We start from the raw sequence: 15,837 nt of genomic DNA, 5'->3' as shown, positions 1-15,837 counted from the left end.
AAAGGGTTTTAACCCGCTTTGACTTAGCACACTCGATTAGCAAACCGCCCCCACGCTTTTGTGCATTTCGTGCTATTATTCGACGACTTCATAGTTGCGCCACCAGAGAGTTATGAGGATGTTTTATGGACCAAGCCGGTATCATTCGCGATTTGCTTGTCTGGCTGGAGAGCCATCTGGATCAACCGCTTTCATTAGATAACGTTGCGCAGAAAGCAGGCTACTCCAAGTGGCATCTACAGCGGATGTTCAAGGAAGTAACCAGCCACGCGATTGGTGCGTACATTCGCGCGCGTCGGCTGTCGAAAGCCGCGGTGGCGCTTCGCCTGACCAGCCGCCCCATCCTCGACATCGCGTTACAATATCGCTTCGATTCGCAGCAGACCTTTACCCGTGCGTTTAAAAAGCAATTCAACCAAACGCCTGCCTGGTATCGTCGCTCATCGGAGTGGAACTCGTTTGGCATTCGCCCGCCAATTCGTCTCGACAATAACAGCATGCCGGAAGCGCAGTTTGTCACGCTGCCAGAAACGGTGCTGGTCGGCCAGACGCAGAGTTACTCCTGTACGCTGGAGCAGATTTCCAGCTATCGCGATGAGATGCGCCTGCATTTCTGGAAGCAGTTCCTGCTGGAAACCGACACGGTGCCGCCGGTGCTGTATGGCTTGCATCAGGTGCGCGCCAGCCATGAAAAAGATGATGAGCAGGAGATTCTCTACACCACTGCGGTGCCTGCCGATCAGCTGGCAAAAAGCATGCAGTCGAATCAGAGCGTGATTGTGGAAGCCGGTGATTACGTGCAGTTCACCTACAACGGTGCGCGCAGCGCGCTGGGTGAATTTATCCTGCTGCTGTACGGCACTTGTATGCCAACGCTGGGATTAGTGCGTCGTCAGGGACAGGACATCGAGCGTTTCTACACGCACGGGGGTAAAAAACGTAGCGAGCCGCCAACGGAAATCCGCTGCGAATACCTGATTCCGATTCGCCAACAGAATAACTAATAAAAAATGCCGTCATCGCGACGGCATTTTTTTTGGCTTAGCGTTGAAGCTCGTCTAACGCTGGCGCATCCAGATGCGACACATCGCCCGCCGTCTCAACCACCCAACCGGCCGCCAGCCACGCGCTCTGCTGATGATCCACGCGCGAGATCGAGCAATTCCGCAAACGCAAACGACGTTCCGCATGCGCAGGCAAACCGAGAATGGTACTGACCAACACGCCCAGCGCCATCCCGTGGCTGACAATCAGCGGACGGCTACCGGCAGGCAACTCCAGCAGTGCATTCAGCGCTTCGTGCATCCGCGTCGCCATCTCCGCCATCGATTCGCCACCCGGAATACGTCCAGCAGTGGTGCCATCCACCAGCGTTTTCCGCCAGTGTTCCTCTTCTTCGGTTAAGCCATCGAGTGGACGTTGTTCCAGGCAGCCCATATTGAGCTCGCGCAGACGCGCATCAAGCGTCACGCTGCAGCCACACGCATCGGCGATAATCTCTGCCGTACGCCGCGTCCGTCCCAAATCGCTGGCAATCACATGGGTAATGCCCAGCGATTTCACTCGCTCGCCCACTTGCTGAGCCTGCTGCTCACCTTTTTCCGTTAACGGGCTGTCAGACTGCCCCTGAATGCGCCGAGCCGCATTCCATACCGTTTCACCGTGACGAACAAGATAGACCTGTAGCATGCTTAATTTCCGTTATACTGCGACAAATTTGCCTCGAGGGTTCAAACAATTATGTACCATGTTGTCGCAGCCACCATCAACCCGGCAAAAATTCGCGCGATTGCTCAGGCGTTCAACGACGTTTTCGGCGAAGGATCCTGCCACATCGAAGGGGTTGAGGTCGAGAGCGGCGTCGCAGCCCAGCCACTTAGTGATGTTGAAACGCGAACTGGCGCACGTCAGCGGGTAGAGAACGCGCGTCAAACGCGTCCACGGGCCGATTATTGGGTGGCGATCGAAGCGGGCATTGAAGGCGATTGCGCCTTTGCGTGGATGGTGGTTGAAAACGCGCAGCAGCGCGGAGAATCACGTTCGGCCAGCTTTACGCTGCCGCCGATTGTCGTGTCAGGCTTAGCCGCCGGGCATGAATTGGGTGATGAGATGGCACGCTTAACCGGCGTGGAGAATATCAAACACAAAGGTGGCGCGATTGGTGCCCTTACCCACGGCCTGCTGAGTCGCTCCAGCGTCTACCATCAGGCGTTGATTCTGGCACTGTGTCCGTTCACCCATCCGCTCTACAGCCAGCGTTAACCGCGGCCAAGACGCGCTTCCAGCCAGCGTTTCAGCTCTGGCGGCGCCTCTTTCAGACTATTAGACCCGCGCGTAATGGTGGCGATGCCGACGCCCAACTCATTCTTCAGTTCACGCTGGCTCATATCGCCGTTCATCAGCTCTTCAATAATGCGCAAACGCGTCCCGTAGGATTCACGTTCATCCGGCGTCATCATCAGTTGTAATAACGGCAGCGCCACGCCATCGGCAAAGGCATTTTGCATCAGTTCGATAAATCGCAGCCAGTTATCTTCAACAGGCTGAGCCGATTCCGGCTGGGAAGAAAGGGGTTGGCTCATGAAGGGCTTCCGTACTCATTAACGAGTACGGAAGCATAGCACAGTCAATACTGGCGATTCCACTCACTGTCGGCGAGAATCTTGTCCGGCTTGCCCATGAAGTAACGGTAATAGGCATCGTAGGCCAGCACGTTTTTCACGTAGCCACGCGTTTCGGAGAACGGGATGGTTTCGATAAACGCCACCGCATCCAGATTACCACCGCTGGTTTTCTGCCAGCTGCGCACGCGTCCCGGACCGGCATTATAGGCGGCCGAAGAGAAGATTCGGTTCTGACCAAACTGCTGATAGACATACTCCAGATACTGCGTACCGATCTGAATATTGGTCTGCGGATCCAGCAGCTGGCTGCTGTTCACATAGCCGGGAATGTTATACATCTTCACGGTATGCGTCGCCGTAGCGGGCATCACCTGCATCAATCCGCTGGCGCCCACCGGTGAACGCGCTTTCGGGTTCCACGCGCTCTCCTGACGTGAAATCGCCATCGCATAACTCTGCGGAATGCCTTTGTCGCTGGTGTATTGCTGGTAAAGGTTTTGCCATGCCAGCGGGAAGCGCTCTTTCAGGCTATCCCACATTTTCGCGGTGATGGTGGCCTGCACGCTGAGATCCCACCAATCCTGCTCGTTAGCGTAACGCGCCAGCATCTGCTGCTGCGAACGGGTTTTGCTGGAGATCAGATTGGCCCACTCGCTGCGTGCCAGATTATCCAGCCCCCAATACATCAGCTCACGCACGCGCGCCATTTCCGCACCTTGCGTCACGCTGCTGTCGGCTGCCGGAGCCTTGTCGACCTGCAACGGATACTCCACGCCCAAACGCTGCGCCGCGACCATCGGATAGAAGCCGCGCGCCTGCATCAGCTTCCGCAGAATATCATTGGCTTCCTCTTTGCGGCCCTGCGAAATCAGCAAATCCGCCTGCCAGTATTGCCACTCATCTTTCTCTTTGGCTTCCACCGGCAAACGCGCGATCCAGGTATTGAGACCACGACGATCGTTCTGGCTCAGCGCCAGGCGTACGCGGCGCTCCACCAGCGCGGTAGATTCGCTGTTCATCACCACCGCATCACGCCAGCGCGCCTGCTCGCTGGTGAGATCCGCGCCCATCATGCGCCACACCACGGTCTCTTTCAGATCCTGCTCATCGGCCTGGCTCATCTTCTGCGCCTGCACCAGCTGCGGGATCATCATGCGCGCGTTATCCATATCCTCACGCGCCACGCGGGCGAAGGCATAGCTGGTCGCCATGCGGGTGAAATCGGTGGGTCCCATGCTGCTGGCAAAGGTGGTGACGGTTTGCGGATTCTGCTGCAGCGCAATCAGCGCGCTGGCGGTGGTTTGATAATCCGCCGGCAGCATTTTCGCCAGGTAATTCACCAGGCTGTCGTTACCGGCTTTCATCGCCAGACGAATACGCTCGAGAATGGTGATCGGCGAGAGTTGCCCGCTGGCTTGCCATACCGAAAACAGCTTGTCGCAGTCGTTCGGTAACGCGGTGCCGCGCAGCCAAATCTCTTTCGCACCGGCAAACGCCGCCTGCTGCTGGCCGGTCGCCCACTTAGCGTAATACCAGTTACAGCGCGCCTGCACCGGTTTCGGTTCATCCGGGCTGAAGCTGAGCACGCCCTGCCAATCCTGACGGTTCGCCAGCACATTCACAAAGCGCGTTGAGAGCGAGCGCGCCGGTGGCAGCGTAGGATACTGTTGAATAAAGTTCTTCACCGCCAACGGCGTCTCTTGATCAAGATCCTGCGCCAGCAGGCGATATTGCAGATACGGGTAGAGCGGATAATCCTGCAGCGTCGGCATCAGCTGCGTCACCTGGTCCATCTGTTTGTTATCCCAGGCTTGCTTGATTTGCGCATAGCGCTGTCGCTGCTGATCCAGCGAATCGGCCCATACGCTGCTGGCCGTGCTGACCAGACAGATCCCTAGCATCCAGTAACGCCACTTCTCCATTACGCTCTCCTCTCAGTGCTGCGATCCAGCTCATGCCAGACTTCTTTCATGCTAACCAGGCCAACCGTCTCTTGCCATGTTCTTCACAAAATTTACGCTCGCGCACCGCCATTGCGCAGCGTTTGCGCCGCCGTTGTGCAATTTATCATCAGAAAAACGTATTACACATCAATTAACTACGCGGTTTCATCGGCTTACAAAAATGGCACGCGCTTTGCTCTGTTGAATTCCATCTTGTATACCAGTTGGAATTCACTCATGGCATCGACCTTTGGCTTTACGCTCCAGGATTGGCAACGCAGTTACCAACAGGATCCACAACAGATTACCGCCTTGCTGGCGGCTCATCTCGACGCCCTCGACGCGCAGGATAACGCGTGGCTCTATCTTGCCACGCCCGCGCAGCTGCAGGCACAGATTGAACCGCTGCTGGCGAGCTATCAGCGCAACCCGGCGGCGCTGCCGCTGTTTGGCGTGCCGTTTGCGGTAAAAGATAATATTGATGTCGCCGGCTGGCCGACCAGCGCCGCCTGCCCGGCCTTCACCTACACCGCCGAAGCCGATGCCTTTGTTGTCGCGCAGCTCAAAGCAGCAGGCGCGGTGGTGATTGGCAAAACCAACCTCGACCAATACGCCACCGGCTTAGTCGGCACGCGTTCGCCGTTTGGTGCCGTGAGCAACACCTTCAATCCTGATTACGTCAGCGGCGGTTCCAGCTCCGGTTCTGCGTCGGTGCTGGCGCGCGGTCTGGTGGGCTTCTCACTCGGCACCGACACCGCCGGTTCGGGCCGCGTGCCCGCCGGTTTCAACAACATCGTTGGCCTCAAGCCGACCAAAGGTTGGTTCTCTGCCAGCGGCGTGGTGCCGGCTTGCCGCCTCAATGACACCATTTCCGTGTTCGCGTTAACGGTCGAAGATGCCTTCGCGGTGGCTACCGCAGCGGGCGGCTATGACGCGGGCGATGCCTATTCGCGCAGCAATCCGCACACCGCGCCAGCCAGCTTCAAAGCGCAGCCCGATTTCGCCATTCCCGCCACGCCTGAATTCTTCGGCGACAAGCAAGCCGAAGCGGCCTGGCTGGCGGCGCTGGAGCAATTGCAGGCCGGCGGCGCCACACTGCATCCAATCGATTTTTCTCTGTTCCATCAACTCGCCGAGCAGCTCTATTACGGTCCGTGGGTTGCCGAGCGCACCGTGGCGGTGGGCGAGATGATCCATCGCCCGGAAGAGATGGATCCGGTGGTGTACGGCATCGTCAGCAGCGGCCTGAAATACACGGCGGTGGAAGCCTATCAGGCGGAATACCTACGCGCCGAACTGACGCGCCAGATTCAGCAAACGCTGGCGCAGTTCGATGCGCTGTTGGTGCCCACCTCGCCAACCATCCATACGCTGGACGAAATGCAGCAGGAGCCGGTGCACTATAACTCGCAGTTCGGCACCTACACCAATTTCACCAACCTGGCCGATCTCAGCGCGCTGGCGCTGCCTGCGCCGTTCCGCGCCGATGGATTGCCCGCCGGCATCACGCTGATTGCACCTGCGTGGCACGATCGCGCACTGGCTGGTTTTGGCCTGCGCTGGCAGCAGCAGATGGCGCTGCCGCTCGGTGCCACCGGCAAGGCGCAGCCTGATCAGCAAGGCGCATTGCCGATTTCAGCCGATCACGTCCGCGTGGCGGTGGTGGGCGCGCATCTCACCGGCATGCCGCTCAACTTCCAGCTCACCACGCGCCAGGCGGTGCTGGTCGAGGAGACGCAAACCGCCAGCCATTACCGTCTGTTCGCCCTGCTCGATGGCCCGATTAAGAAGCCGGGCCTGCTGCGTGGCGAGAGCGGTGCGGCAATCACCGTGGAACTGTGGGATATCCCGCTGGCGCGCTTTGGCGAGTTCGTGGCGGAAATCCCGGCCCCGCTCGGCATTGGCTCGCTGACGCTGGCCGACGGACGCATCGTCAAAGGCTTTATCTGTGAACCGGCGGTGCTGTCGCAGGCGCTGGAAATTACCGAATTTGGCGGCTGGCGCAACTGGCTGGCCTCTCTGGGGAGTAAATAAGCATGTTCAGCACCGTTCTGATTGCTAACCGTGGCGAAATCGCCTGCCGCGCCATTCGCACCTTAAAACGCCTCGGCGTGAAAAGCGTCGCCGTCTATTCCGATGCTGACCGCAACGCGCGCCACGTCAAAGAAGCAGACGTCGCCATCGCCCTCGGCGGCGACAAAGCCAGCGACAGCTATTTACGCATCGATAAAATCCTCGCCGCCGCGCAGGAAACCGGCGCGCAAGCCATCTGGCCGGGCTACGGTTTCCTGTCAGAAAGCCTGCCGTTTGCCGATGCCTGTGAAAAAGCCGGCATCGCCTTTGTCGGCCCCACCGCGCAGCAGATTGGCGAGTTTGGCCTGAAACACCGCGCGCGTGAGCTCGCCGCCAGCGCAGGCGTGCCGATGACGCCGGGCACGCCGCTGCTGAGTTCGCTGGAAGAAGCTTTAAGCGCCGCCGACACCATCGGCTATCCGGTGATGCTGAAAAGCACCGCGGGCGGCGGCGGCATTGGCCTGACGCGCTGCGCCGACGCCGATGCGCTGCGCAATGCGTGGGAGAGCGTGCGCCGCCTTGGCGAGCAGTTCTTCAGCGATGCGGGCGTGTTTTTAGAACGCTGCATCGATCGCGCGCGCCACGTTGAAGTGCAGATTTTTGGCGACGGCAGCGGCAAAGTGATCGCGCTCGGCGAACGCGACTGTTCGCTGCAGCGCCGCAACCAGAAAGTGGTGGAAGAGACGCCTGCCCCCAATCTGCCGCAGGCAACGCGTGAAGCGCTGCTCTCTTCTGCGGTGCGCCTTGGCGAGCTGGTGAATTATCGCAGCGCCGGTACGGTGGAATACATCTACGACGCCGAACAAGATGCCTTCTACTTCCTCGAAGTGAACACCCGCCTGCAGGTTGAACATCCGGTCACCGAATGTGTTACCGGCCTCGATCTGGTTGAGTGCATGCTGCAAGTCGCCGCGGGCGATGCCCTCGACTGGGCGCGCCTGCAGCAAGCGCCCGCTGGCGCATCGATTGAAGTGCGTATCTACGCCGAAGATCCGCTGAAAAACTTCCAGCCAAGCCCCGGCGTACTGACCCACGTCAGTTTCCCGGATGACGTGCGCGTTGATGGCTGGATCGCTACCGGCACCGAAGTCTCGGCGTTTTACGATCCGATGGTCGCCAAACTGATCGTGCATGCCGAGACGCGCGCAGCGGCGCTGGCGAAGATGCAGCAGGCGCTCGACGCCACCCAACTACATGGCATCGCCAGCAATCTCGATTATCTGCGCCAGATCGTCGCCACCGACGCCTTCCGCAGCGGCAACGTGTGGACGCGCTTCCTCGATAGCTTCACACCAGCCGCCAGCGTGATTGAAGTGCTGCAACCCGGCACCTTCAGCAGCATTCAGGATTTCCCTGGCCGCCTCGGTTATTGGGATATCGGCGTGCCACCGTCCGGCCCAATGGACGATTTCGCCTTCCGCCTCGCCAACCGCATTGTTGGCAACCACGACAGCGCCGCCGGACTGGAATTCACGCTGCAAGGCCCCACGCTGCGCTTCCACAGCGATGCCGTTATCGCCCTGACCGGCGCTGATTGCCCAGCCGACGTCGATGGCGAAAACATCTCCTACTGGCAGCCCGTCAGCGTCAAAGCGGGACAAACCCTGACGCTGGGCCGCGCGCAGAGCGGCTGCCGCACCTACTTAGCGGTACGCAACGGGTTCGATGTGCCGGAATATCTCGGCAGCCGCTCCACCTTCTCGCTCGGCCAGTTTGGCGGCCACGCCGGACGCACTCTGCGCGTCGCCGATATGCTGCCAATTTCTCAGCCGCAGCTTGCCGCCTGCACCACGCCCGCGCCGGTCAGCGCACCGCAGGCGCTCGATCATGCGCTGGTGCCGCACTACGGCACTGAATGGCGCATCGGCGTATTGTATGGACCGCACGGCGCACCGGATTTCTTCACTCAGGCGGCGATTGATGAGTTCTTTGCCAGCGACTGGCAGGTGCACTACAACTCCAACCGTCTCGGCGTGCGTTTGGTTGGCCCTAAACCGACGTGGACGCGCGCCAACGGCGGGGAAGCCGGCCTGCATCCGTCCAACGTGCATGACTGCGAATACGCCATCGGTGCGGTGAACTTCACCGGCGACTTCCCGGTGATCCTGACGCACGACGGCCCTAGCCTCGGCGGCTTCGTCTGCCCGGTGACCATCGCCAAAGCCGAACTGTGGAAAGTCGGCCAGGTGAAACCGGGCGATAAAATCCGTTTCCATCCGATCAGCGCCGACGAAGCGGTGGCGCTGGAAAAAGCCCAGGCGCATAGCGTGGCCACGCTGCGCAGCAGCCACGCGCCGGCCTTTGCGGTGCCCTCTTTAGCAGCCAGCGCTATCGGTTCCGCCACCTTGCTGGCGGCGCTCCCCGCCACGGCAACCACGCCAGCGGCGGTTTATCGCCAGGCGGGCGACAAATATGTGCTGATTGAGTACGGCGATAATGTGCTGGATCTGGCGCTGCGTCTGCGCGTGCATCTGCTGATGAATGCGCTACGTGAACGCGCGGTGCCGGGCGTGGAAGAGCTGTCGCCGGGCGTGCGCTCTCTGCAGGTACGCTACGACAGCCTGATTCTCAGCCAGAAACAGCTGATGCAGCTGCTGCTGGAACTGGAAGCCGGGCTCGGCGATGTCAGCCAGCTGAAAGTGCCGTCGCGCATTGTCTGGATGCCGATGGCCTTCGAAGACAGCGCCACGCTCGGCGCGGTCGAACGTTATCAGGAAACTGTGCGTGCCAGCGCGCCGTGGTTGCCAAATAACGTCGATTTTATCCAGCGTATTAATGGCCTGGCGAGCCGCGAAGCGGTGCGCGACACCCTTTTTGATGCCAGCTACCTGATTCTCGGCCTCGGCGATGTCTATCTCGGCGCGCCGTGCGCGGTACCGATCGATCCACGCCATCGCCTGCTGAGCTCCAAATATAGCCCGGCGCGCACCTTTACCGCCGAAGGCACGGTCGGCATTGGCGGCATGTACATGTGCATCTACGGCATGGATTCACCCGGCGGCTATCAGTTGGTGGGCCGCACACTACCAATCTGGAACAAGTTCCTGAAAAACGAGCAGTTTGCGGCCGACGAGCCGTGGCTGCTGCACTTCTTCGATCAGGTGCGCTTTTATCCGGTAACGGAAAACGAACTGACGCAGCTGCGCGATGACTTCCGCGAAGGCCGCGCCACGGTGCGCATCGAAGAAACGGTCTTCGACTTCGCCGCCCATCACCAATTCCTCGCCGAAAACGCCGCGTCGATCAGCGATTTCCGCCAGCGTCAGTCCGCCGCTTTCGAACAGGAAGTGACGCTGTGGGCGCAGGAAGAGCAGAACGCGCCGCTTACCAGCGAAGAAACCTTGGTGGTGGCGGAAGTCGACGACGATGCGCTGGCGGTGTGCGCCGATATGAACGGCAACATCTGGAAAGTGCTGGTTCAGCCAGGCGACGCGGTGGAAGCCGGTCAAACGCTGGTCATCGTGGAAGCGATGAAAATGGAACTGGCGATTGTCGCGCCGCAGGCCGGCACGGTGAAACGCATTGCCTGCCAGGCAGGACGTCCGGTGAGTCCGGGCGATGCCCTGCTGTGGCTGGAATAAGGAGCTGGCATGAACACGAGCCCTCGTAGCAAAGGTCGTCCGGAAGCGCTGGCCGAGAAGGTTTATCAGGCGCTGAAGCAGGACATTTTTGAGTTCCGACTGATGCCGGGCGATCGTTTTAGCGAAAACGAAATCGCCGATCGGCTGGAAGTGAGCCGCACGCCGGTGCGTCAGGCGCTGTTCTGGCTGGAGCGCGAGGGCTACGTCGAAGTGTGGTTCCGCAGCGGCTGGCAGGTGAAACCGTTTGACTTTGAATATTTCGAAGAGCTGTACGACTTTCGCACCGTGCTGGAGTGCGAAGCGGTGCGCCGCTTGTGCGCACTGCCCGCACCGCAGTGCATCGACATGCTCACCGCGCTGAAAAGCTTCTGGATGGATGCACCGCTGCTGGCCGATGGCAAAGCGGTTTCGGCGCAGGATGAAGCCTTTCACATGGCGCTGGTGGCCGCCGCTGGCAATCAGGAGATGGCGCGCATCCACGCCGAACTGACCGAAAAAATCCGCATCATTCGCCGTCTCGATTTTACCCGAGACGACCGAATGGAGGCGACATACCGCGAGCACGCTCAGATTTTACGGGCGATTTTCCAGCAACAAACCGAGGAGGCGCAGCGCATTTTAACCGACCACATCGCCGTCAGTAAGGCAGAGGTCAGAAAGATCACATTGCATATGTTACAGCAGGCTCGACTTCAACCCATTGAATAACAATACAAACATCGTGAGGGTTTTACTGATGAAAAGACGTTCGTTGCTCAAGGCTTTCGCGCTCTCTGCCTCTGTGGCCAGCATGGGCTTTGCCTTTGCGGCGCAGGCTGCTGACACCATCAAGGTCGGCATTATGTCCTCGCTCTCCGGCACCATGGCGATTTCCGAAACGCCGCTGAAGGATGTGGCGCTGATGACTATCGATGAGATCAACGCCAAAGGCGGCGTGCTGGGCAAAAAGCTGGAACCGGTGGTGGTCGATCCGGCCTCCAACTGGCCGCTGTTTGCCGAAAAAGCGCGCCAGCTGCTGACGCAGGACAAAGTGGCGGCAGTGTTTGGCTGCTGGACCTCGGTATCGCGCAAATCGGTGCTGCCGGTGTTTGAGGAGCTGAACGGCCTGCTGTTTTATCCCGTGCAGTACGAAGGCGAAGAGATGTCGCCGAACGTGTTCTACACCGGCGCCGCGCCGAACCAGCAGGCGATTCCGGCGGTGGAATACCTGATGAGTGAAGATGGCGGCAGCGCGAAACGCTTCTTCCTGCTGGGCACCGACTACGTCTATCCGCGCACCACCAACAAGATACTGCGCGCCTTCCTGCACACCAAAGGGGTACAGGATAAAGACATCGAAGAGGTCTATACGCCGTTTGGTTACAGCGATTATCAGACCATCGTCTCCAACATTAAGAAGTTCTCTGCCGGTGGCAAAACCGCGGTGATCTCCACCATCAACGGCGACTCCAACGTGCCGTTCTACAAAGAACTGGCCAATCAGGGCATCAAAGCCACGGATATCCCGGTGATCGCCTTCTCCGTCGGCGAGGAAGAGTTGCGCGGCATTGATACCAAACCGCTGGTCGGTCAGCTAGCGGCGTGGAACTACTTCGAGTCGGTGGATAACCCAACTAACCAGAAGTTCGTCGCGGATTACCGCGCCTACGCTAAGGCGCACAACCTGCCGAACGCCAACACCGTGGTGACGAATGACCCGATGGAAGCGACCTACGTTGGCCTGCACATGTGGGCGCAGGCGGTAGAGAAAGCGGGCACCACCGATGTGGATAAAGTGCGCGCGGCGATGGCGGGACAGACCTTTAAAGCCCCGGACGGTTTCACCCTGACCATGGATAAAACCAACCATCACCTGCATAAGCCAGTGATGATTGGTGAAGTGGAAGAGAACGGTCAGTTCAACGTGGTGTGGCAGACCGAGCAACCGGTACGCGCCCAGCCGTGGAGCCCGTACATCGCGGGTAACGATAAGAAGCCGGACCATCCGGTGAAATCAACGCAGTAGGGGTTGTGCTGGCTGTCCCCCATCCCGGCCTTCCCCCATAAATGGGGGAAGGAGACGCTGCCACATGCATGTTCATTGCTGGCATTGGGCAACGTCTTCCTCCCCCATTTATGGGGGAGGACCGAGGAGGGGGACAGCCACACCAATCCAAACCAAAACAACTTCTCACCATCAGGGCCAGAACCATGACAATCCGCCGTTATCTCTGCTGTCTGCTGTTACTGCTGCCCTGGCTCGCCCAGGCGGGCGATGGCGCAGACTTCGCGGCCGCCAGCCGCGCGCAACAAGCCACGCTGCTCCAGCAGTGGGCCGCCGCACCGCAGGCCAGTCGCTTGCCGCTGCTGCAGGCGCTGCGCAATGAAACCGTGGTCATCGACCAAAAACAGCAGCCGTTCAGCAAACAAGGCGAAGCGTTGCAGCCGCTCGACAGCGCGCAACAGCCCGACGGCGACACCAAAAAGCTGTTCATGAACAACCGCCTGCGCGTATTGATCGCCAGCGCCCTCGCCGCCCATCAGCTGGTGAGCGATGATGCCGCGATCCGTTTACGTGCCGCACTACAACTGCAAAATGATGGCGTCGCCGACATGCTGCCGCTGATTGAGCAGCGTCTGACGCTGGAAAAAGACGCGAAAGTGCACGACGTACTGCTGATGGCAGCGGCCAACCTGCAACTCGCCAGCCCGGATGCGGCGCTGCGCCTTAAGGCTGTCAAACTGCTCGGCGAATCCAGCGATCCCAACATGCAGGCCAGCCTCACGCGCTTAACCCAGGCCAGCAATGAACCCGATACCAGCGTGCGTGATGCCGCCGCCGCCAGCCTGAAGCAGATTAAACAGCGCCTGATGTGGGGCGATCTGCTCGGTCAGGCGTTTACCGGCCTGTCGCTCGGTTCGATTCTGCTGCTGGCCGCGCTCGGTCTGGCGATCACCTACGGCCTGCTGGGCGTAATCAACATGGCGCACGGCGAAATGCTGATGCTGGGTGCCTACGCCACCTGGTTTGTGCAAAGCCTGTTCCAGCAGTTCGCACCGCAGTGGCTGGCCTGGTATCCGCTGCTGGCGCTGCCGGTGGCCTTTCTGGTCACCGCCTGCATGGGCATGCTGCTGGAGCGCACCATCATCCGCCATCTGTACGGACGTCCACTGGAAACGCTGCTCGCCACCTGGGGTATCAGCCTGATGCTGATTCAACTGGTGCGCATGCTGTTTGGCGCGCAGAACCTGGAAGTGGCGAACCCAGGCTGGCTCTCCGGCGGGCTGCAGCTATTACCGAATCTGGTGCTGCCGTACAACCGTATCGCGGTGATCCTGTTCGTGTTTGCCGTGCTGGCCCTCACCTGGCTACTGCTGAATAAAACCCGTCTCGGCCTGAGCGTGCGCGCCGTGACGCAAAACCGCGCAATGGCCGACTGCTGCGGCGTGCCGACCGGACGTATCGATATGCTGGCGTTTGGCCTCGGTTCTGGCATCGCCGGACTCGGCGGCGTGGCGCTGTCGCAGCTCGGCAACGTCGGGCCGGAGCTCGGTCAGGGCTACATCATCGACTCCTTCCTCGTGGTGGTGCTGGGTGGCGTCGGCCAACTGGCGGGCACCGTGGTCGCGGCCTTTGGTCTTGGCATTCTTAACAAAGTGCTGGAGCCGCAGATTGGCGCGGTGCTGGGAAAAATCCTCATTCTCGTGCTGATCGTGCTGTTTATCCAGAAACGTCCGCAGGGCCTGTTTGCCTTCAAAGGGAGGGTGATTGACTGATGAGCCAGCCAATGACGTTAACTATTGCGCGCAAAGCGCCACGCCTGACGCTCAGCCTCGGCGTGGTGATCGCTGCGCTGCTGCTGGCGCTGCCGTTCTGCGCCCTGCTGCCCGCCACCCATCCGCTGTCGATCTCCACCTACACGCTAACGCTGGTCGGCAAGATTCTCTGTTACGCCGTGGTCGCGGTGGCGCTCGATTTGGTGTGGGGTTACGCCGGGCTACTGTCGCTCGGTCACGGCCTGTTCTTCGCGCTTGGCGGCTATGCGATGGGCATGTATTTGATGCGCCAGGCATCCGGCGACGGCCTGCCTGCGTTCATGTCTTTTCTTTCATGGAGTGAGCTGCCGTGGTTTTGGGCGGGCACGCAACATTTTGCCTGGGCGCTGTGCCTGATCATGCTGGTGCCGGGTTTACTGGCGCTGGTGTTTGGCTTCTTCGCCTTCCGCTCGAAAATCAAAGGCGTTTACTTCTCAATCATGACGCAGGCGCTGACCTACGCTGGCATGCTGCTGTTTTTCCGCAACGAAACCGGCTTCGGCGGTAATAACGGCTTTACCGGCTTCACCACATTGCTCGGCTTTAACGTCACCGCTACCGGCACGCGTATTGGACTGTTTGTCGCCACGGTGCTGCTGCTGCTGGTAAGCCTCGGCATTGGCTTCGCGCTGGCACGCAGCAAGTTTGGCCGCGTGTTGACCGCGGTGCGCGATGCGGAGAACCGCCTGATGTTCATCGGATACGATCCCAAAGGCTTCAAGCTGTTTGTCTGGACGCTGTCGGCGGTGCTGTGCGGGCTGGCGGGCGCGCTCTACGTGCCGCAGGTTGGCATTATCAACCCCAGCGAAATGTCGCCAACCAACTCGATTGAAGCGGCGATATGGGTGGCGCTGGGCGGACGCGGCACGCTGATTGGTCCGCTGCTTGGTGCCGCCATCGTTAACGGAGCCAAAAGCTGGTTCACCGTCGCCTTCCCGGAATATTGGCTGTTTTTCCTTGGCCTGATGTTTATCCTGGTCACGCTGTTCCTGCCGCGTGGCGTGATTGGCCTGCTGCGCCGGAGGCGTGATGACTGAACAACTGTTTACCCAACCTCATCCCTCGGATCGCTATCGTGAACAAAGCGATCCGGTATTGCAGCTGGAGAAGATCAACGTGTCGTTCGACGGCTTTCGCGCGCTCACCGATCTCTCACTGAAGATCGGCGTGGGCGAACTACGCTGTGTGATCGGCCCCAACGGCGCGGGAAAAACCACGCTGATGGATGTGATCACCGGTAAAACCCGGCCGGATAATGGCCAGGTGATCTACGACCAGGATACCGATCTCAGCAAAATGTCGCCGGTGGAGATCGCGCGCGCCGGTATTGGGCGCAAGTTCCAGAAACCCACGGTATTCGAAGCGCTAACGGTATTTGAGAATCTGGAAATCGCGCTGAAAAACGACAAATCGGTGTGGGCCAGCCTGCGTGCGCGGCTGAACGGCGAGCAGCAGGATCGCATTGATGAGGTGCTAAAACTGCTGCGGCTGGGTGCCGAACGCCAGCGCAAAGCCGGTTTGCTGTCGCACGGCCAGAAGCAGTTTCTGGAAATCGGCATGCTGCTGGTACAGGACCCGCATCTGCTGCTGCTGGATGAACCGGCAGCCGGCATGACCGATGCCGAAACCGAATACACCGCCGAGCTGTTTCGCAGCCTCGCCGGTAAGCATTCGCTGATGGTGGTCGAGCACGACATGGGCTTTGTTGAAACCATTGCCGATCACGTCACCGTGCTGCATCAGGGTCAGGTTTTGGCCGAGGGATCGTTACGCGAAGTGCAGGCGGACGATCGGGTTATCGACGTTTATCTGGGGCGTTAA

General features: G+C 59.8%; 12 protein-coding genes. 9 read left to right on the top strand and 3 right to left on the bottom strand.

Annotation, left to right across the window (positions count from 1 at the left end; all coding sequences use genetic code 11):
- The first annotated feature begins 125 nt into the window (after nt 1–125).
- On the top strand, nt 126–1,004 hold the full coding sequence (gene robA / locus DEU53_RS13975) for an MDR efflux pump AcrAB transcriptional activator RobA (protein ID WP_110867499.1): 879 nt from the start codon (nt 126–128) through the stop codon (nt 1,002–1,004).
- Between the two features lie 37 nt (nt 1,005–1,041).
- Here the strand turns inward: robA and gpmB are convergent, their stop codons facing one another.
- A complete protein-coding gene (gene gpmB / locus DEU53_RS13970; RefSeq protein WP_110867498.1) occupies nt 1,042–1,689 on the bottom strand; it encodes a 2,3-diphosphoglycerate-dependent phosphoglycerate mutase GpmB in 648 nt (215 codons plus the stop codon).
- A gap of 51 nt (nt 1,690–1,740) precedes the next feature.
- Between gpmB and yjjX the strand changes: the two genes are divergently transcribed.
- Nucleotides 1,741–2,262, top strand: a complete 522-nt coding sequence (gene yjjX, locus DEU53_RS13965) for an inosine/xanthosine triphosphatase (RefSeq protein WP_110867497.1) — start codon at nt 1,741–1,743, stop codon at nt 2,260–2,262.
- Here yjjX and trpR read toward each other — a convergent pair.
- Nucleotides 2,259–2,582 carry a trp operon repressor gene (gene trpR / locus DEU53_RS13960; RefSeq protein ID WP_101762165.1) on the bottom strand — a complete coding sequence of 108 codons (324 nt, stop codon included), beginning with the start codon at nt 2,580–2,582 and terminating at the stop codon, nt 2,259–2,261. The genes yjjX and trpR overlap by 4 nt on opposite strands.
- Before the next feature lie 44 nt (nt 2,583–2,626).
- Nucleotides 2,627–4,546, bottom strand: coding sequence for a murein transglycosylase (gene sltY, locus DEU53_RS13955; RefSeq protein WP_110867496.1), 1,920 nt, complete (start codon nt 4,544–4,546; stop codon nt 2,627–2,629).
- Between the two features lie 258 nt (nt 4,547–4,804).
- Between sltY and atzF the strand changes: the two genes are divergently transcribed.
- The 7 genes from atzF (at nt 4,805) to urtD (ending at nt 15,837) form a co-directional block, all read left to right on the top strand.
- Nucleotides 4,805–6,601, top strand: coding sequence for an allophanate hydrolase (gene atzF, locus DEU53_RS13950; RefSeq protein WP_110867495.1), 1,797 nt, complete (start codon nt 4,805–4,807; stop codon nt 6,599–6,601).
- 2 nt (nt 6,602–6,603) lie between these two features.
- Nucleotides 6,604–10,221 (top strand): urea carboxylase, encoded by a 3,618-nt coding sequence (gene uca / locus DEU53_RS13945; RefSeq protein WP_110867494.1) that lies wholly within the window; start codon nt 6,604–6,606, stop codon nt 10,219–10,221.
- 9 nt (nt 10,222–10,230) lie between these two features.
- Nucleotides 10,231–10,929, top strand: a complete 699-nt coding sequence (locus DEU53_RS13940) for a GntR family transcriptional regulator (protein WP_110867493.1) — start codon at nt 10,231–10,233, stop codon at nt 10,927–10,929.
- A 28-nt stretch (nt 10,930–10,957) separates the two neighbouring features.
- Nucleotides 10,958–12,226: an urea ABC transporter substrate-binding protein gene (gene urtA / locus DEU53_RS13935; RefSeq protein ID WP_110867492.1), complete on the top strand. Its 1,269-nt coding sequence runs from the start codon at nt 10,958–10,960 to the stop codon at nt 12,224–12,226.
- 185 nt (nt 12,227–12,411) lie between these two features.
- Nucleotides 12,412–13,977, top strand: coding sequence for an urea ABC transporter permease subunit UrtB (urtB, locus tag DEU53_RS13925; protein ID WP_110867491.1), 1,566 nt, complete (start codon nt 12,412–12,414; stop codon nt 13,975–13,977).
- Nucleotides 13,977–15,053, top strand: a complete 1,077-nt coding sequence (gene urtC / locus DEU53_RS13920; RefSeq protein ID WP_110867490.1) for an urea ABC transporter permease subunit UrtC — start codon at nt 13,977–13,979, stop codon at nt 15,051–15,053. The genes urtB and urtC overlap by 1 nt, the downstream gene beginning before the upstream one ends.
- A complete protein-coding gene (gene urtD, locus DEU53_RS13915) occupies nt 15,046–15,837 on the top strand; it encodes an urea ABC transporter ATP-binding protein UrtD (protein ID WP_110867489.1) in 792 nt (263 codons plus the stop codon). The genes urtC and urtD overlap by 8 nt, the downstream gene beginning before the upstream one ends.

It is taken from the genome of Pantoea sp. AG1095, assembly GCF_003208415.1.
Lineage (GTDB): Bacteria > Pseudomonadota > Gammaproteobacteria > Enterobacterales > Enterobacteriaceae > Pantoea > Pantoea leporis.
This window is presented reverse-complemented; position numbering and strand designations above follow the sequence as displayed.

Bases quoted from the DNA above. Each gene is read 5' to 3' on its own strand.
- atzF (WP_110867495.1), top strand. From the start codon at position 4,805: ATGGCATCGACCTTTGGCTTTACGCTCCAGGATTGGCAACGCAGTTAC.
- urtC (WP_110867490.1), top strand. From the start codon at position 13,977: ATGAGCCAGCCAATGACGTTAACTATTGCGCGCAAAGCGCCACGCCTG.
- robA (WP_110867499.1), top strand. From the start codon at position 126: ATGGACCAAGCCGGTATCATTCGCGATTTGCTTGTCTGGCTGGAGAGC.
- trpR (WP_101762165.1), bottom strand. From the start codon at position 2,582: ATGAGCCAACCCCTTTCTTCCCAGCCGGAATCGGCTCAGCCTGTTGAA.
- gpmB (WP_110867498.1), bottom strand. From the start codon at position 1,689: ATGCTACAGGTCTATCTTGTTCGTCACGGTGAAACGGTATGGAATGCG.
- urtB (WP_110867491.1), top strand. From the start codon at position 12,412: ATGACAATCCGCCGTTATCTCTGCTGTCTGCTGTTACTGCTGCCCTGG.
- urtA (WP_110867492.1), top strand. From the start codon at position 10,958: ATGAAAAGACGTTCGTTGCTCAAGGCTTTCGCGCTCTCTGCCTCTGTG.
- urtD (WP_110867489.1), top strand. From the start codon at position 15,046: ATGACTGAACAACTGTTTACCCAACCTCATCCCTCGGATCGCTATCGT.
- DEU53_RS13940 (WP_110867493.1), top strand. From the start codon at position 10,231: ATGAACACGAGCCCTCGTAGCAAAGGTCGTCCGGAAGCGCTGGCCGAG.
- yjjX (WP_110867497.1), top strand. From the start codon at position 1,741: ATGTACCATGTTGTCGCAGCCACCATCAACCCGGCAAAAATTCGCGCG.
- sltY (WP_110867496.1), bottom strand. From the start codon at position 4,546: ATGGAGAAGTGGCGTTACTGGATGCTAGGGATCTGTCTGGTCAGCACG.
- uca (WP_110867494.1), top strand. From the start codon at position 6,604: ATGTTCAGCACCGTTCTGATTGCTAACCGTGGCGAAATCGCCTGCCGC.